Origin of the sequence: Mycobacterium ulcerans subsp. shinshuense (assembly GCF_002355775.1) — a bacterium.
GTDB lineage: Bacteria > Actinomycetota > Actinomycetes > Mycobacteriales > Mycobacteriaceae > Mycobacterium > Mycobacterium marinum.
Window position 1 is genome coordinate 5,287,165 of sequence record NZ_AP017624.1, and the last position, 17,374, is coordinate 5,304,538.

A 17,374-nucleotide genomic window follows, 5' to 3' on the forward strand; every position below is an offset into this window, starting at 1 on the left:
CGTCAACTGGGGGTTCAGGCCTCCAGGATTGCGGCCACGCCCTGACCGCCGGCAGCGCAGATCGAGATCAGCGCGCGCACGGGCTGGGCCGATCCCTTGCGCTCGGCCTTCTTCTCGGCCAGCTGCTTGGCGGTCTGCGCCAGTATCCGTCCACCAGTCGCCGCGAACGGGTGCCCGGCGGCCAACGATGAACCGTTGACGTTGAGCTTGGACTGGTCGATCGAACCAAGCGCGGCGTCCAGTCCCAGGCGCTGCTTGCAGTACTCCTCGGACTCCCATGCCTGCAGGTGCGCCAACACCACCGAGGCGAAGGCCTCGTGGATCTCGTAGAAGTCGAAATCTTGCAGCGTCAACCCGTTGCGGGCCAGCAATCGCGGCACGGCGTAGGTGGGCGCCATCAACAGACCGTCGTTGCCGTTGACGTAGTCCACCGCGGCCGTCTCGGCGTCCACGAGGTAGGCCAGCGGCGACAACGAATGCTCCTGCGCCCATTGCTCGCTGGACAGCAACGCAACCGAGGCACCGTCGGTCAGCGGAGTCGAGTTGCCCGCCGTCATGGTGGCGTCGCCGGCCTTGACGCCGAATACCGGGCGCAGCGAGGCGAGCTTCTCGACGCTCGAGTTGGGGCGCAGGTTGTCGTCGCGGTACAGCCCCAAGAATGGCGTCACCAGGTCGTCGAAGAATCCGCGGTCGTAGGCGTCGGCCATGTTGCGATGACTGGCCGCAGCCAGTTCGTCCTGGTCAACGCGTTTGATACCCATCTGCTTGGCGGTGATGGCGGCGTGATCGCCCATCGACAGCCCGGTCCGGGGCTCGCTGTTGGCCGGGATCTCGACTCCCAGATTGGCCGGCAGCCCACCCACCAGGCGCAGCCTGTGCACGTTGGACTTGGCCCGACGCAGCCGCAGCAGGGTGCGGCGCAGGTCCTCACCCAGCCCGATCGGCGGGTCCGAGGTGGTGTCCACGCCGCCGGCCGCCGCAACCTCATAACGTCCGGCGGCGATCCCGTCAGCGGCAGCGATCGCGGCCTGCAGGCCGGTCCCGCAAGCTTGCTGCAGGTCACACGCCGCGGTGTACGGGGACAGCTCTGATCCCAACACGCATTCGCGCATCAGGTTGAAGTCGCGGCTGTGCTTGAGCACGGCACCACCGACGACGGCGCCCAGCCGTTGCCCGCGCAGGTCAAACCGGTCCACCAGCCCGGCCAGCGCCGCGGTGAACATGTCCTGGTTGGACGCTTCGGCGTAAGCGCCGTCGGACCGGGCGAAGGGGATTCGATTACCCCCCAGGACGGCGACTCGCCGCTTGGTCTGGGCATTCTTCTCAGCAGCAGGGGCCACTTTTCTCTCCGTAGGTACTTGAGCTCTCGGTATGTACGTATGTACTTGAGCTTTGGGTTTTGGGGGATCGGCAGTCGGGGGCCATACTACCCACTGTTCTTACTATGAAGTAAGTTCGTCCTCGATACGGTGGCTCCTACATCGCACACCCGACACGGAAGGCAGCTCAGTGGCACCCAGGCTCTCGTCCGATCTGTTCTCGCAGGTCGTCAACTCCGGCCCCGGAACGTTTGTGGCCAAGCAACTTGGTGTTCCGCAAGCCGAGACGCTGCGCCGTTACCGCCCGGGGGACCCGCCGCTGGCCGGTTCGCTGCTGATCGGGGGTGAGGGCCGGGTGGCCGAGCCGCTGCGCGCCGCCCTCGCCAAGGACTACGCCCAGGTGAGCAATAACCTGGGCGGGCGCTGGGCCGACTCGTTCGGCGGCCTTGTTTTCGACGCTACCGGCATTACCGACCCGGCCGGACTCAAAGGGCTGCACGACTTCTTCAAGCCCGTCCTGCGCAATCTGGGCGCCTCCGCGAGGGTGGTGGTGGTGGGCACCACACCCGACGCCATCGACAACAGTCATGAGCGGATCGCGCAGCGGGCGCTGGAGGGCTTCACCCGGTCGCTGGCCAAGGAATTGCGCCGGGGCAGCACCGCGGCGCTGGTCTACCTGTCGCCGGAGGCCAAACCGGCCGCCACCGGGCTGGAATCGACCGTGCGGTTCATCTTGTCGGCGAAGTCGGCATATGTCGACGGCCAGGTCTTCTACGTCGGCGCGGCCGACTCCACACCGCCGGCCGACTGGGACCGGCCGCTAGAGGGCAAGGTCGCCATCGTGACCGGCGCCGCCCGCGGCATCGGGCAGACGATCGCCGAGGTGTTCGCCCGTGACGGCGCCAGCGTCGTCGCGATCGACGTGGAGTCCGCCGCAGACGCGCTGGCCGAGACGGCCGCCAGCGTCGGCGGCACCCCGCTGTGGCTGGACGTGACCGCCGACGACGCCGTGGACAAGATCACCGAGCATCTACGCGACCACCACGGCGGGAAGGCCGACATCCTGGTCAACAACGCCGGCATCACCCGAGACAAGTTGCTGGCCAACATGGACGACGCCCGCTGGGACTCGGTCATCGCCGTCAATCTGCTCGCCCCGCTGCGCCTCACCGAGGGCCTGGTCGGCAATGGCAGCATCGGTGCGGGTGGCCGGGTGATCGGGCTGTCCTCGATCGCCGGAATCGCGGGCAACCGTGGGCAGACCAACTACGGCGCCACCAAGGCCGGCATGATCGGCATCGCTCAGGCGCTGGCACCGAGCCTGGCCGAGAAGGACATCACGATCAACGCCGTCGCGCCGGGATTCATCGAGACCAAGATGACTGCCGCCATTCCGCTGGCCACCCGCGAGGTGGGACGCCGGCTGAACTCCTTGCTGCAGGGTGGACAGCCCGTCGATGTCGCCGAAGCCATCGCGTATTTCGCCAGCCCGGCATCAAACGCAGTGACCGGAAACGTCATTCGCGTCTGCGGCCAGGCCATGATCGGCGCCTGACCGCGAAGGGGAATCAAAGTGAACCAGCCAAGCGGCCTGAAAAACATGCTGCGCGCGGCGGCAGGGGCATTGCCCGTGGTGCCGCGTGGGGACGCGCTGCCCAACCGCACGGTCAGCGTCGAGGAACTCCCGATCGACCACACCAACGTGGCGGCCTATGCGGCGGTCACCGGCTTGCGGTACCGCAACAACGTGCCGCTGACCTACCCGTTCGTGCTGGCCTTTCCATCGGTGATGACACTGGTCACCGGGTTTGACTTTCCCTTTGCCGCAATGGGATCGGTGCACACCGAGAACCACATCACGCAGTACCGGCCGATCGCGGTGACCGACACCGTCGGTGTCAAGGTGCACGCCGAGAACCTGCGAGAGCACCGCAAGGGCCTGATGGTCGACCTGGTGACCGACATCAACGTCGGCAACGAACTCGCCTGGCACCAGGTGACGACGTTCCTGCACCAGCAACGCACGAGCCTGTCCGGCGAACCCAAGCCGCCGCCGCAGAAGCAGCCCAAGCTGCCGCCGCCGGCAGCGGTGCTGCGGATCACGCCTGCCCAAATCCGCCGCTACGCGGCGGTCGGCGGCGATCACAACCCGATCCACACCAATTCGATCGCGGCGAAACTGTTTGGCTTCCCTACCGTTATTGCGCACGGGATGTTCAGCGCTGCAGCGGTATTGGCGAACATCGAAGCCAAGATCCCGGATGCGGTGCGGTATTCCGTCCGGCTCGGAAAGCCGGTGTTGCTGCCGGCCACCGCGGGCCTCTATATCGACGAGGCCGACGCGGCCGACCCCGGCTGGGAAATTGCGTTGCGCAACATGTCCAAGGGCTACCCGCACCTGACCGCGACCATTAAGCCGCTCTAGGGCGGTGGGGCTCAGCCCGCCCGGTGGTCGCGCAGGGGCAGTCGACGCCCCAGCACGAGCGTCTTGAGCCCGTGGGCGCCCACCGCGGTGACCAGAAAGACCACCAGCATCCAAATCGGTGGCCGGGCCAGCTCCCAGACGAAGATCGCCGCCCAGATGGGTGAGCCCTGAGTGACCGCGAGCACTCCGGCGGCAGCGGCCAGCGAGATCACCGGCCCATGCAGGTGGGTTCCGGCGACCGCGTCGATTGCCAGGACCAGCAATGATCCGGCGGCGGCGCCGGTGGCCAACGACGGCGTGAGCATGCCGCCCGCTCCCCCGACCCGCAAGAACAGCGCGGTGAGCAGCGGTTTGAGCACCAAGATCACGGCCGCGGCCGACAGCGTCATCCCGCTGGCAAGGCTGACCGTGAGGATGCTCTTGCCGTTGCCGGGTAGCTCCGGCCGCCAATGCGAACAGATGCCGATCGCCAGCCCGGCGGCGGCGAGGCCGGGGATCAACGTCCAGGACCGCACCAGGCTGGCCGGCCGCGCCGCGGCCATGATGCGATTGAAGGCCACACCCACCACGAAGGCCACCGGGGCCAACGCCAACGCATGTGCACTCAGTAGATACGTTGATTCCGCACTGGGCCAATCGAGTTCGGGCCGATCGTGGGTGACGAGCGAACCGATCGCGACGGCCAGGCTGGACGTGATCAGCGCCGCACCGAGGGCCCGGATATTCCAGGTGTTCAACATGATCCGCAGCGCGAAAAGCGCCCCTGCCAACGGGACGGCATAGACCGCCCCCAGCCCGGCCCCGGCCGCACAGGCCAGCAGAATCTCTCGATCTCCGGGTGACAGCCGCCTCAACCACGTAGTCGCGAAATCGCTTAACGCCGCTGCGAATTGACGTGGGGCGCCCTCTCGGCCCAGCGAAGCACCCGAGCCGACCAACACAACTTGCAGCAGCGCATCGATGCTCCAGGTCCGCCGCGGTATCCGGGCGTGATCGGCGATGGTTCCCGCCAGCGGCGGCACATCGGTTCTGCGGCGCAGTAACCACCAGCCCAGGCCCGCCAACGCTCCCCCAACCATCGGCCCCAGGGCCCGGCGAACGGGGCTGCTGCCAGTGATGCCTTCCAGCAGGGAGCCGAAAGCGTAGTGGTAGGTGAGGTGTTCGACGAAGCGCAGCACCACGGTGGTGGACAATCCGGCGACCCCGGCCAGCAGCCCGACAATGACTACCGCACAGAAGAAGTCGACATCGGGCCGGGATGCTCGCCTGAGGACGGACGCGAAGCGACCCGAGAAGGAGGCGGGCAATATGGTCACCGCCCGAATCTAGCCCGCGGCGAAGTTCGAGCCGATCTCCCGATCCGACGGCGCGCCCTTGAGGCCGCGCCAGAAGAGATCGATCATCATCTCGGCCGCCTCGTCGACATCGGTGTCACCAGCGCTGAGCCGGTTGGCCACGGCCTCGCCCGCGCCCACCAGGGCGGCCGCCATCATGTCGATTTCGGCGTCGGAGCGCGGGCTCCGGGTGCCGGCGCGCAGCATCCCGGCCACCAGTTCGACGATCTGCTCGCGCCCCGCCCGCACCGTCTGAGCGAAGGCCTGTGAGCTGACCGCCTGGGTGTACATCACGATCCACGACGCCTGGTTTTGGTCGATATAGCGCAGGAAGGACACGATGGCGTTGCGCAACAGGTCCTTGGGGCTCTGACTCAAGTCGATGTCGGCGCGCACCGCATCGATGAACCGGCTCATCTCACGGTTCAGACAGGCGCCGAACAAATCTTCCTTCGAGCCGTAGTACAGGTAGAGCATCGGCTTGGAGATCTGCGCCGCGGCGGCAATCGTGTCCATCGAGGTCTCGTGGTACCCGTTGGCCGAGAACATCTGCACGGCCGCATCAAGCATCTGCTGCTCACGGATGGCGCGCGGTAGCCGCTTGGTGCCACCTGCCATTGCTATCCCCTTTTTGGCCCTTTCTTGGCCTCACTAGCCGGTCTATCTGACCCTAGAGTAGGCAATACCGCCTCACCGCACACCCGCTAGTGCCCACAGCTGGCGCTGACGTTCTTCATCCGCGCCACCCGGACCAATGATGCGTCGACCGCCGACATCTGCAGCTCACCGGCGGCCAGCGCCTGTTCCAACCGATCCAGCACGGCGGGCACCTCTTCAGTACTTACCCACAATGCGATGTCGGTACCGGCCTGCAAGCTGCGCAGCACCGCCTCGGTCACGCCGTAGCGGTCGGAGATCGCGGCCATGCTGGATAGGTCGTCACTGAAGATCGGGCCATCGAACGGCGGTCCGCCATAACCGGTGCCGTTACGCAGCAGGTCCACCGCGTTCTTGCTGAGGCTGGCCGGCTCGTCGCCGGTCAGACCCGGGACCTGGAGGTGGCCGAGCATCACCGCCACCGGGGTTTGGGTCACCAGCGTCCGATAGGGCACCAGATCGCTGTCCTGCAAGTCACTCAGCGGCGGCGTAGCGACCCCGCCGGTGTGCGAATCACCCGAGGCACGCCCGTGCCCGGGGAAGTGTTTGAGCACCGGCAACAGCCCGGCGTCGCGCAAGCCGCGCGCGTAGGCACCGGCATATTCGGTGACCGTCTCCGGGTTAGAACCAAACGACCGGTCCCCGATCACGGTGTCGTCCGGGGCATCGGTGACATCAACCACCGGCGCCAGGTCAACGGTGATGCCCAGCTCCTTCATCTTGCGGCCCCGCTGCAGCGCCACGTCGTAGACCTGGTCGACGGTGTCGGTGCGGGCCAGCTCCCGCGCCGAGGGCCCCCGGCCTCCGAGCAATGACTTCAGCCGGGACACCCGGCCGCCTTCTTCGTCGACGCTCACCGCCACCGGCAGCGGGCCGGAGCCGGCAACGATGTCCTTCAGCACACCGTTGGTCAAGATCGACAAATCGGTGTCGCTACCGATGAGGATCCCGCCCACGCGGTAGTTGGTGACCACGGCCCTGGCGTCATCGCCATCGCGGACGCCGACCATGAGCAACTGGGCCAGTTTGTCTCGAACGTTGGGCATCGCCGCCGGCACGGCCGCGGGGTCAGCACAAATCCGGGGGGCCGCAGCGGCCATCGGGGTCGAGCTGGTGGCTGACGGGCTAGCACCCGCCGAGGTCGTGGTCGAGGAGGATCCGGTGCGTGTTCCGCCGTGGCTGCAGGCCGCCACCAGCGCTGACGCGGCGGCAAGTACCGCCAGTGTGCGCGGAAAAGCCATCCGGACATGCTGTCACGCTGTGTTTCATCGCGGGCCCGGGGGGCAACCCCTGTTACGTTGTCGACCGACCCCGTACCGAAGTGGGGCTAGAGGGACGAGCTGTATGCCCGGGTTCACCCTGGCCGCGGCGGCCAGCATCGCGGCCGGCCTGTCGATCGGTGCGGCGGCCACCGTTGGCCTAACCCTCGTGGTGCACAGCGGCAGCACGGTCTCCACCGATGTGCCGTCGGATCCCGCAGCGCCCACCATCGTGGAGTACGGGGACCGTTGCCTGCATGACTACTGCCCACCCCCATGCGGTGAGACGACACCGTGTTTGAACAGTCAACAACGCCCGGCCGATCGCTCCCGGCAGCCATGAGCGCTTGTTCTGCTAGGTTGACGGCTAGGTTTTTCTAGCCACGACCCCACGCCTCAAGGAGCCATTCGATGAACCGGATCGTCGCGCCTGCCGCCGCGAGCGTGGTGGTTGGTCTGTTGCTGGGCGCGGCCGCAATCTTCGGGATCACCGTGATGGTGCAGCAGGACACGAAACCGCCACTTCCCGGGGGCGATCCGTCGTCGTCAGTGCTCAACCGGGTCGAGTACGGCAACCGTAGCTAGTCCGGCGGCGCAGGCCCCCGAGGCCGGAGCTGCACAAACGGCAGCTCGCCCGCCGGTCACACCGCTTTCGCGCCGATGGCTGCTGCTGGTGGCAGCCGTCTCGTTGGCGCTGACATTCGCCCAATCCCCCGGGCGCGTCTCCCCCGACACCAAGCTCGATCTCACCGCCAATCCGCTGCGGTTCCTGGCCCGCGCAACCAGCCTGTGGAACAGCGAACTCCCGTTCGGCCAATCCCAGAACCAGGCCTACGGCTACGTGTTTCCGCACGGCACGTTCTTCCTGGTCGGACACCTGCTGCAGCTACCCGGGTGGATTACCCAACGGCTGTGGTGGGCGCTGCTGCTGACAATCGGTTTCTGGGGGTTGCTGCGGGTTGCCGAGGCGCTGGGCATCGGTAGCCCGACCTCGCGCATCATCGCGGCCGCGGCATTCGCGCTGTCGCCCCGGGTGCTGACCACCCTGGGCTCGATCTCGTCGGAAACCCTGCCGATGATGCTGGCGCCTTGGGTGCTGCTGCCCAAGATCTTGGCCCTGCGGGCGACATCGGAGCGACCACTACGAACGCTGGCCGCCCAGGCCGGGTTGGCGGTCGCGTTGATGGGCGCGGTGAATGCCATCGCGACGTTGGCGGGTTGTCTACCCGCGATGATCTGGCTGGCCTGCCATCGGCCCAATCGGCGGTGGTGGCGCTACACCGCATGGTTCATGTTGGCGCTGCTCCTGGCGACGCTGTGGTGGCTGGTCGCATTGACCCAACTGCGTGGTGTCAGCCCGCCGTTCTTGGACTTCATCGAATCCTCCGGTGTGACGACCCAGTGGTCTTCGCTGGTCGAGATGCTGCGCGGCACCGACAGCTGGACTCCGTTCGTGGCGCCCAACGCCACCGCCGGCGCACCGCTGGTGACCGGGTCCGTCGCGATACTGGGGACCTGCCTGGTGGCGGCCGCGGGACTGGCCGGTCTGGCGAGCCGGGAGATGCCGGCCCGGGGCCGGCTGGTGACGATGCTGCTGGTGGGGGTGGTCCTGCTGGCCGTCGGTTATAGCGGTGGCCTGGGTTCGCCACTCGCCCATCAAGTCCAGGCGTTTCTCGACGCCGAGGACACACCGCTGCGCAACGTGCACAAGTTGGGGCCGGTGATTCGGCTGCCACTGGTGCTGGGCCTCGCGGAGCTGCTGGGGCGCAGTCCGCTGCCCGGCAGCGCACCGAAGCCGGTGTGGCTGGGCGCATTCGCCCACCCCGAACGGGACAAACGGGTCGCGGCGGGAATCGTCGCGCTGACGGCGCTGCTGGTCAGCACCTCGCTGGCATGGACGGGCCGGCTCACCCCGCCCGGCACGTTCACCGCGATACCTGCGTACTGGCACCAGGCCGCCGACTGGCTCAGCGAGCACAACACCGGCGCTCCAGCGCCGGGGCGGGTGCTGGTGGTCCCGGGCGCGCCGTTCGCCACCCAGGTCTGGGGCACCAGCCATGACGAAGTGCTGCAGGTTTTGGGCGCGAGTCCATGGGGTGTGCGCGACTCCATTCCGCTGACCCCGCCGCAAACCATCCGCGCCCTGGATTCGGTGCAGCGCCTGATCGCGTCCGGACGCCCCTCGGTGGGGCTGGCCGATAGCCTTGCCCGCCAGGGAATCTCATATCTGGTGCTACGCAACGACTTGGATCCCGAATCATCCCGGTCGGCCCGTCCGATCCTGGCGCATCGCGCCATCACGGGATCACCGCGACTGCAGAAGGTGGCCGAGTTCGGGGAACCGGTGGGGCCGGGTTCGCTGGCGGGTTTCGTCAACGACAGCGGACTGCGGCCCCGGTATTCCGCCATCGAGATATTCCGGGTGATCGACCAGGTGGGTGGCGCCGGCAATCCGGGCTCACCGTATTTCGCCGACACCGCGTCGCTGCCGCGCGTTGATGGCGGCCCCGAGGTGCTGCTGCGCCTCGACGAACGCCGACGGCTCTTGGGACAGGCGGCGCTGGGCCCGGTGCTGCTGACCCAGGATGCTCGGGCCGCGCAGCTGCCGGTCCCCGTCGTCACGGTCACCGACACTCCGGTCGCACGGGAAACCGACTATGGCCGGGTCGATCAGCACTCCTCGGCGGTCCGGGCCCCGGGCGACGCCCGGCATACCTACAACCGGGTACCCGACTATCCGGTACCCGGCGCCGAGGTGGTTTACGGGGGGTGGACCGGCGGCCGCATCACCGTTTCGAGTTCGTCGTCGGACTCCACCGCCATGCCCGACGTCGCCCCGGGGGCCTCGGCGGCGGCCGCGGTCGACGGCGACCCGGCGACCGCGTGGGTGTCCAACGCGCTTCAAGCCGCGGTCGGGCAGTGGCTGCAGGTGGACTTCGACCATCCGGTGACCAACGCCGTCATCACATTGACGCCCAGCCCGACCGCCGTCGGCGCCCAGGTGCGCCGCATCCTGGTCGAGACCGTCAACGGCAGCACCACCCTGCGGTTCGACGACGCGGGAAAGCCCCTGACCGCGGCGCTGCCCTACGGGGAGACTCCGTGGGTGCGGATCACCGCGGCCGGTACCGATGACGGATCCCCCGGGGTGCAGTTCGGCATCACCGACCTGACGATCACCCAATACGACGCATCCGGATTCGCACACTCGGTCCAGTTGCGCCATACCGTTTTGGTGCCGGGGCCCCCACCGGGCGCGGAAATCGCACGCTGGGACCTGGGATCGGAACTGTTGGGCCGGCCGGGTTGCGCCCCGGCACCGGACACGATGCGCTGTGCGGCGTCGATGGCTCTGGCGCCGGAAGAGCCGGTCAATCTGAGCCGCACGCTGACGGTGTCGCACCCGATGACGGTGACCCCGACGGTCTGGGTGCGACCACGTCAGGGCCCAAAGCTGGCCGATCTGATCGCCCAACCGGACACCACCCGCGCCCGCGGCGATTCCGACGGTCTGGAAGTCCTCGGCTCGGCGTATGCGGCCACCGATGGCGATCGGGCAACCTCGTGGACGGCGCCGCAGCGGGTGGTACAGCGCAAAACGCCGCCGACGCTGACGCTCACCCTGCCGCGGCCCACCGAGGTGACCGGGCTGCGGGTGGCTCCCAGCCGGTCGGCACTGCCCGCCCATCCGACGATGGTGGCCATCAACTTGGGCGACGGTCCGCAGATCCGGAGCCTGAGCCCCGACGGCGGGCCGCAGACCGTCTCGTTGCATCCGCGCGTCACCGGCACCGTCACCGTCAGCCTGCTCGACTGGGAAGACGTCATCGACCGCAACGCTCTGGGCTTCGACCAGCTCAAGCCCCCCGGGCTGGCCGAGCTGGTAGTGCTGGGTGCGGGCGGTCGCCTAATCGCGCCTGCCGATGCCGCACACAACCGCGCGCGCGAGGTCAGGATCGGCTGTGACCATGGCCCGGTCATCGCGGTGGCCGGCCGTTTCGTGCACATGTCGGTGCGAACCACGGTCGGCGCACTGTTGGACGACGAACCGATTCAGGCGCAGCCATGCGAGCCCGAGCCGATTGCGCTGCCGCCCGGCCAGCAAGAGCTGTTGATCAGCCCCGGCACCCCGTTCGTCGTCGACGGCGCCCAGCTGACGCCGCCGGCGGCTGGCGAATTACCCGGCGCCGCGGCGGTACCCGCGAAGCCCGGCGCCTGGAGTGCGACTCGTCGCGAGGTGCGGGCCCCCGCGTCACAAACCCCCCGGGTGCTGGTCATCCCGGAAAGCATCAATCCGGGCTGGGTGGCCCGCACCGGCGCCGGAGCCCAGCTGACACCCGTCGCGGTCAACGGATGGCAGCAGGGTTGGGTGGTACCCGCCGGAGACCCGGGCACCATCACACTGAGCTTTGCCGCCAACTCGCTGTACCGCGCCGGCCTGGCGATCGGGTTGTCCTTGCTGCCCGTATTGGTTCTGCTCGTCCTGTGGCGGGCGCGCCGACGCGGTCCGGACGACCCACCGGCGCGGCCATGGACAACCGGGTGGGCGGCCGCGGTCGCGGCCCTGGCGGCCGGTGCGCTGATTGCCGGGCCCCTCGGAGCGGAGCTGGTGGGAGCCGCCCTCGGTGTCTGTTACGCCTTGCGCCGACGGGAGCGCCTGCGTGACCGACTCACCATCGCAACCAGTGCGGGTGGGCTGATCTTGGCCGGCGCGGCGCTATCCCGTCACCCCTGGCGCTCGGTGGACGGCTATGCCGGCCATTCCGCGATCGTGCAACTGCTGGCACTAATTTCGATCGCCGCGTTGGTGGCGGCCACGGTGGCGCCAGGCCTTACGCGTGGGGAAAAGTGAGCGCTACGGGCCGATCTTCTGGACCGTGCCATCAAGTGCCATCAACCAGGTCTCCACATCGATACCCGGATGGCGCCTGAGCGCTTCCTGCCGAAAAGTGCCGAGGATTCGTTCGTGGGTGGCGGTCTCGATTTCCGGCGTGGAGATCGAATCCTCGCCGTAAGCGATCTGCACGGCGCCGCAATCGCGGTGATTGACCGCAATCACTCCGTCAATCGAGTGCAGCTCGATCGAGGCCGCGACGTTATCCCAGAAGGTGTTGTGCCACGACTCCCAGTGTTGGGAAACGGCTCCGGCGGCGGCCCCGGCCAACGCAAACTGGCTGTACCGGTTGAGCAGACCGCGCTGCACCATGTACTCGTTGGTGGGGTGCACGAAGCGGGGGTCGATACACATCAGCAGCAACGCTACGTAGCCCTCCGGCGGCGGGTCGGTTGTCGCGTTGCCCGGCGCGTTGGAAGCCAGCGCACCCAGCCCGAGAGTCCCGGCGCCAAGCGCTAGTAATCGCCGGCGCCCCAATTTCAAGCCAATGTGTCCAGCGCTGTTCACGTTCCCCTCCATCAACGATCAAACGACGCGGATGATGAAACCTAGCAAAGGGGTCGCACCCCACATGCGCTGGCCCCGAGATGAGTCTGGCAACACCGCGACCGCCGATCATGCCGTTGGCTGCCGCCGCCGCATGGGAGATACTTAGCCGATGGGCGGAGATGTTCACCCGCAGGAGGTGGAATTCCTTCGCGATGCGCGGCGGATTGCCATGGCGCACCGAGGATTCACCTCGTTCAGGTTTCCCATGAACAGCATGGGAGCGTTCCACGAGGCGGCCAAGATCGGGTTCCGGTACATCGAGACAGATGTTCGGGCCACCCGCGACGGCGTCGCAGTGATCCAGCATGACCGCAAGCTGGCACCCGAATCGGGAGTGGCCGGCGCGGTCGACCAGTTGACCTGGCCGGAGGTCAGCATCGCGGACCTAGGGGGCGGAGAACCGATCCCGACCCTCGAGGAGCTGCTCGTGGCGCTGCCGCAGATGCGGTTCAATATCGACATCAAAGCCGATTCGGCGGTCGAGCCGACGGTCGAGGTCATCGAGCGGTTGCAGGCACATCGCCGAGTGCTGATCGCGTCGTTCTCCGAACGCCGTCGCCAACGCGCGCTGCGTCTGATGTCCCAGCGGGTCGCCAGCGCGGCCGGCATGGGGGCATTCCTGGGGTTCATGGCCGCGCGAACGGCCGGTCGACGGGCATCGGCGATGCGGATGCTGCGCGACAGTGACTGCCTACAGCTGCCCGCGCAATTCGGCGGCCTGCCCGTCATCACCCCGGCACTGGTGCGGTCGGTTCACGCATCGCGGCGGCAGGTTCATGCCTGGACCATCGATGACCCGGCCATGATGCACGCGCTGTTCGACATCGGCGTGGACGGAATCATCACCGATCGCGCGGATGTGCTGTGTGATGTGCTCGGCGCGCGGGGAGAGTGGTAGCGCGAAACCGCCTGGAGCAACAGACATGATTGATCTGTTGGACCGACGTGCCGGGGGCACTCGGGCAAGCACGCTTTGACTTGTTATGGGCTTCTAGGGCTGTCACCGGCTGAGGAGTACTGCCATGGAATGGTTTTCGGCATCCGAATACTGGCTGGGCCGCCTCGTGCTCGAACGTGGCGTTGCGGCCGTCTATCTCACCGCGTTTGTCGCCTCGGCACTGCAGTTCCGGGCCCTCATCGGCCAGCACGGCATGCTGCCGGTGCCGAGGTATCTGGACCACCGGTCCTTTTGGAGGACGCCGAGCGTATTTCACTTCCGCTATTCTGACCGGCTTTGCGCCGGAGTCTGTTGGTTGGACGCAGCACTGTCGGCGGCGGTGGTCGGCGGGACCGCCGACCTGGTGCCGCTGTGGGGCGCAATGCTGATGTGGCTGACGCTGTGGGTGCTGTATTTGTCGATCGTCAATGTGGGTCAGGTCTGGTACGGGTTCGGCTGGGAATCATTGCTGTTGGAAACCGGCTTCCTGGTGGTCTTCCTCGGCAATGACCGGGTTGCCCCACCGCTGGTGATGCTGTGGCTGGTGCGCTGGCTGCTGTTTCGGGTCGAATTCGGCGCCGGACTGATCAAAATGCGCGGTGACGCGTGCTGGCGCAACCGGACCTGCCTGTACTACCACCACGAGACACAGTCGATGCCGGGACCGCTGAGCTGGTTCTTTCATCGCATGCCCCGACCACTGCACCGTATCGAGGTGGCGGGCAACCACTTTGCTCAACTCGTGGTGCCGTTTGGACTGTTCGCTCCGCAACCGATCGCCAGCATCGCGGCCGTGATCATCATCGTCACCCAACTGTGGTTGGTGATGTCGGGCAATTTCTCCTGGCTCAATTGGCTGACGATCTTGCTGGCGTGCAGCGCGATCGAGCAGTCGCCGCGCGCAAGGTGCTACCCATACCCGTGCGGGCCGCACTGCCGCCGCCGCCAACGTGGTTTGCCGCACTCGTGCTGATCTTCGCGGCAACAGTGTTGGTCCTCAGCTACTGGCCGGCACGCAACATGCTCTCCCCCCGGCAGCGAATGAACATGTCGTTCAACCCCGTGCACCTGGTCAACACCTACGGCGCGTTCGGCAGCATCTGCCGCACCCGGCGCGAGGTGGTGATCGAGGGCACCAGCGAGGCAGAGCTCAACGCGCAGACGGTATGGCAAGAGTACGAATTCAAAGGCAAGCCCGGCCGGGTGGGGCGGCTGCCCCGGCAGTGGGCGCCCTACCATCTGCGCCTGGACTGGCTGATGTGGTTCGCCGCCATTTCCCCGGGCTACGCGCTGCCGTGGATGACGCCGTTGCTAACCCGGTTGCTGCGCAACGATCGAGCCACCCTGCGGCTGTTGCGTCGCAATCCATTTCCCGATACACCACCACGCTATGTGCGAGCCCAGCTCTACCAGTACCGCTTCACCACGCTGCAGGAGCTGCGCCGTGATCACGCCTGGTGGCATCGCACGCTGATCGGCAAGTATGCCGCCCCGATGTCGCTGGACTGACCCAGCCCCGAACGGATCCCGTTGTCCTGAAACGACCGCCCGGCAAGGCGGCTGGCGCCCGGTCCGGCAGGGCATATCCCACTAGGGCGACCCGTTTTGACCCGGTGTGCCGCCAACCTGGCCGGCGCTACCGCCCTTGCCGCCGCTTCCGCCGTTGACGCCGTTGCCGCCGTTGCCGCCGTTGCCGTACGGCGACGCTTCGTAAGTACCGTTGATGACCAACCCGGCGTTGCCGCCGTTACCGGTGGGCGCCGCACCACCGTGCCCGCCGGCACCGCCGATGCCAACCCCCAATCCACTGGCGGCCCCGCCCGCAACGCCGTTGCCGCCCGCCCCACCCGTCCCGGTGGCGGCTCCACCGTCTCCGCCGGCACCGCCGCTGTAGGCGCCGAAGAGCGGCGTCGTCCCCGAGCCACCGTTGCCGCCGGCCCCGCCGATTCCACCGGCACCGGAGGCCGCACCACCGGAGCCGCCGTCGCCGCCATGGGCCACACCGAACCCAAAGAAGTCGAAATTCTCGACGAAGCCACCATTTCCGCCGCTCCCAGCGGTCCCGGTGGTCGCCGTGCCGCCGTCGCCGCCCGCACCGCCCAGGTTCACGTCGATGGCAAAGATGCCCTCGGAAATGCTGACGCCGCCCGCGCCGCCGTCGGCGCCACTATTACCCGAACCGCCGTGCCCGCCGGCACCACCGATACCGATGTCGATCCCGATGGGGCTGTGGGCTACGGCCACTCCGCCGTTGCCGCCGAATCCACCGCCGCCGGTGGAAGCGTCGCCGCCGGCGCCGCCGGCCCCACCGATGCTGAAAAACAGGCTCTCCGCACTGCCACCGGATCCACCGAACCCGCCGAAACCACTGGTACCGGCCTGACCCTGACCTCCGGATCCGGCAATGGCGGCCAGCACTGCGTGGGCGCCACCGCCCCCACCACCGTCACCGCCGTTGCTGCCGACACCGGTGCCGGCGCCGCCACCGTCGCCGCCCGCCGCGATCAACCCGAAGCCCGTCCCGCCGAGACCGCCAGCGCCGCCGGTGCCAGCGGAAGCGGCGCCACCAGCGCCACCAGCGCCGGCGGTACCGCTCAACAACCCGAAGCCGTGAGCGCCGGCGCCTCCGGCGCAGCCGGTCCCCGCGCCTACCCCGCCGGCCCCGCCGGCCCCGCCGGTACCCGAGCCCACGGCCGCCAATCCGAGACCACCAGCGCCGCCGGCCGCGGCGGTCGCGCCGGCACCGGTGGCCGCCCCACCAACCCCGCCGACTCCGCCCACGCCCGAGCCCACGATCGCCACGCCGAGGCCACCACTGCCGGCGACCCCAGCGGTGGCGCCCACGCCGGTGGCGGCCCCACCGGTGCCGCCAGCACCGCCATGGGCCGCGGCAAAGCCGACGAAATCGAATGCGACGCAGCTGCCGCCGCTACCGCCCGCCCCGGCCATCCCCGTGCTCGCCGCACCGCCGATGCCTCCAGCGCCGCCTTGGCCGAAGGCGATTCCGACATAGCCCGAATAAGCGGAACCACCGCCACCTCCAGCACCGCCCGTAGCGCCGGCGCCCCCGTGCCCGCCAGCACCGCCGACGTTGAAATTGATCCCCGCGGGGATACGAGCGGTGGCCATGCCTCCGGCGCCGCCGGCACCGCCGATTCCCGTGGTGGCATCGCCGCCGTGTCCGCCGGCTCCGCCGAGGCTGACGATCAGGCCGTCCGCGTTGCCTCCGGCGCCGCCGACTCCGCCGGTTCCGCTGCTAGCGGCGCCGCCATCGCCACCGACTCCGCCGATCGCGATGAATGCCCCTCCCGCGCCTCCGGCCCCACCGGCCCCGCCGTTGCCGGCACCGCTGGCAGCCCCGCCGAGTCCGCCGGCCCCGCCGCCGCCCCACAACCATCCGCCGGCGCCGCCGGGGCCGCCTGCCGCGTCCGCGCCTCCGGCACCACCAGCCCCGCCGTTGCCGATCAGCCCGGCCGATCCGCCGGCGCCCCCGACCATCCCCGCCGAACCCGATCCGCCGTTGCCGCCGTTGCCGAACAACAGCCCGCCGGGTCCGCCGGCGTCCCCGCTTCCCGGGGCACCGTTGGTGCCGTTGCCGATCAGGGGGCGCCCCAACACGGCGGCGGCGGGCGCGTTGACCATCCCCAACAGGTCTTGCCCGAGGGTCTGCAACGACGCCATATTAGCGGTCTCGGCGGCCGCATACATCTGAACGCCACCGGTCAGCGCCTGGACGAACCGGCCGTGGAACGCCACCGCCTCAGCGCTCACGGCCTGGTACTGCAGGGCATGGTCGGAGAACAACGCCGCGATGTCGGCCGACACCTCATCACCGGCAGCGGCCATCAGCCGGGTGGTCGAAACCGCGGCTGCCGCATTGGCCGCATTGATAGCCGCACCGAGACCGGCCACATCCGTGGCGACCGCCGTCAAGGTGTCCAGGGCCGCGATCACACCAGACATGAGCTCCCCTTACCCCAGCCAGCCGTCGATCCAGATT

Annotated in this window: 12 protein-coding genes and 1 pseudogene; 7 read left to right on the forward strand and 6 right to left on the reverse strand. The window is 68.3% G+C overall.

Translation table 11 applies throughout. From position 1 onward, the window contains the following. Positions 1–14: 14 nt before the first annotated feature. The gene (locus tag SHTP_RS23550) at positions 15–1,340 is read right to left on the reverse strand and encodes an acetyl-CoA C-acetyltransferase (protein WP_096371948.1); all 1,326 of its coding nucleotides are present in this window, start codon (positions 1,338–1,340) and stop codon (positions 15–17) included. Positions 1,341–1,509: 169 nt separating this feature from the next. Here SHTP_RS23550 and SHTP_RS23555 point away from each other — a divergent pair, with 169 nt between their 5' ends. Together SHTP_RS23555 and SHTP_RS23560 are read left to right on the forward strand one after the other, a co-directional pair. After that, positions 1,510–2,874 (forward strand): 3-oxoacyl-ACP reductase, encoded by a 1,365-nt coding sequence (locus tag SHTP_RS23555; protein ID WP_096371949.1) that lies wholly within the window; start codon positions 1,510–1,512, stop codon positions 2,872–2,874. An 18-nt stretch (positions 2,875–2,892) separates the two neighbouring features. Next, positions 2,893–3,744: a MaoC/PaaZ C-terminal domain-containing protein gene (locus SHTP_RS23560; RefSeq protein WP_096371950.1), complete on the forward strand. Its 852-nt coding sequence runs from the start codon at positions 2,893–2,895 to the stop codon at positions 3,742–3,744. 11 nt (positions 3,745–3,755) lie between these two features. Here the strand turns inward: SHTP_RS23560 and SHTP_RS23565 are convergent, their stop codons facing one another. The 3 genes from SHTP_RS23565 to SHTP_RS23575 all read right to left on the reverse strand — a co-directional run bounded on the left by SHTP_RS23565 (position 3,756) and on the right by SHTP_RS23575 (position 6,976). Next, a complete protein-coding gene (locus SHTP_RS23565) occupies positions 3,756–5,051 on the reverse strand; it encodes a chloride channel protein (RefSeq protein WP_172900700.1) in 1,296 nt (431 codons plus the stop codon). 18 nt (positions 5,052–5,069) lie between these two features. Beyond that, on the reverse strand, positions 5,070–5,696 hold the full coding sequence (locus SHTP_RS23570; protein WP_096371952.1) for a TetR/AcrR family transcriptional regulator: 627 nt from the start codon (positions 5,694–5,696) through the stop codon (positions 5,070–5,072). 86 nt (positions 5,697–5,782) lie between these two features. Continuing rightward, positions 5,783–6,976, reverse strand: coding sequence for a glycoside hydrolase family 3 N-terminal domain-containing protein (locus tag SHTP_RS23575; RefSeq protein WP_096371953.1), 1,194 nt, complete (start codon positions 6,974–6,976; stop codon positions 5,783–5,785). 103 nt (positions 6,977–7,079) lie between these two features. On the opposite strand from SHTP_RS23575, the gene SHTP_RS23580 reads away from it, so the two are divergent. From SHTP_RS23580 to SHTP_RS23590, 3 genes are all read left to right on the forward strand, one after another. Next, positions 7,080–7,337, forward strand: a complete 258-nt coding sequence (locus SHTP_RS23580; protein ID WP_015354250.1) for a DUF2613 domain-containing protein — start codon at positions 7,080–7,082, stop codon at positions 7,335–7,337. A gap of 68 nt (positions 7,338–7,405) precedes the next feature. Further along, positions 7,406–7,579, forward strand: a complete 174-nt coding sequence (locus SHTP_RS23585; protein WP_012392467.1) for a DUF2613 domain-containing protein — start codon at positions 7,406–7,408, stop codon at positions 7,577–7,579. 79 nt (positions 7,580–7,658) lie between these two features. Further along, on the forward strand, positions 7,659–11,846 hold the full coding sequence (locus tag SHTP_RS23590; RefSeq protein ID WP_172900701.1) for an alpha-(1->3)-arabinofuranosyltransferase domain-containing protein: 4,188 nt from the start codon (positions 7,659–7,661) through the stop codon (positions 11,844–11,846). 3 nt (positions 11,847–11,849) lie between these two features. On the opposite strand, the gene SHTP_RS23595 is transcribed toward SHTP_RS23590, so the two are convergent. Further along, entirely contained in the window at positions 11,850–12,395 is a 546-nt protein-coding gene (locus tag SHTP_RS23595; RefSeq protein ID WP_096372634.1) for a carbonic anhydrase, read from the reverse strand. A gap of 178 nt (positions 12,396–12,573) precedes the next feature. On the opposite strand from SHTP_RS23595, the gene SHTP_RS23600 reads away from it, so the two are divergent. Together SHTP_RS23600 and SHTP_RS23605 are read left to right on the forward strand one after the other, a co-directional pair. Then, positions 12,574–13,335 (forward strand): glycerophosphodiester phosphodiesterase family protein, encoded by a 762-nt coding sequence (locus SHTP_RS23600; protein WP_197706259.1) that lies wholly within the window; start codon positions 12,574–12,576, stop codon positions 13,333–13,335. Positions 13,336–13,459: 124 nt separating this feature from the next. Continuing rightward, a pseudogene (locus tag SHTP_RS23605) lies at positions 13,460–14,883 on the forward strand (lipase maturation factor family protein). Between the two features lie 81 nt (positions 14,884–14,964). Here SHTP_RS23605 and SHTP_RS23610 read toward each other — a convergent pair. Continuing rightward, complete coding sequence (locus SHTP_RS23610; protein WP_096371956.1) at positions 14,965–17,337, reverse strand: PE family protein; 2,373 nt, start codon at positions 17,335–17,337, stop codon at positions 14,965–14,967. Positions 17,338–17,374: the final 37 nt, after the last annotated feature.

Excerpts from the sequence above, each read along its gene's own strand:
- SHTP_RS23570 (WP_096371952.1), bottom strand. The coding sequence starts at position 5,696 with ATGGCAGGTGGCACCAAGCGGCTACCGCGCGCCATCCGTGAGCAGCAG.
- SHTP_RS23575 (WP_096371953.1), bottom strand. The coding sequence starts at position 6,976 with ATGGCTTTTCCGCGCACACTGGCGGTACTTGCCGCCGCGTCAGCGCTG.
- SHTP_RS23580 (WP_015354250.1), top strand. The coding sequence starts at position 7,080 with ATGCCCGGGTTCACCCTGGCCGCGGCGGCCAGCATCGCGGCCGGCCTG.
- SHTP_RS23585 (WP_012392467.1), top strand. The coding sequence starts at position 7,406 with ATGAACCGGATCGTCGCGCCTGCCGCCGCGAGCGTGGTGGTTGGTCTG.
- SHTP_RS23610 (WP_096371956.1), bottom strand. The coding sequence starts at position 17,337 with ATGTCTGGTGTGATCGCGGCCCTGGACACCTTGACGGCGGTCGCCACG.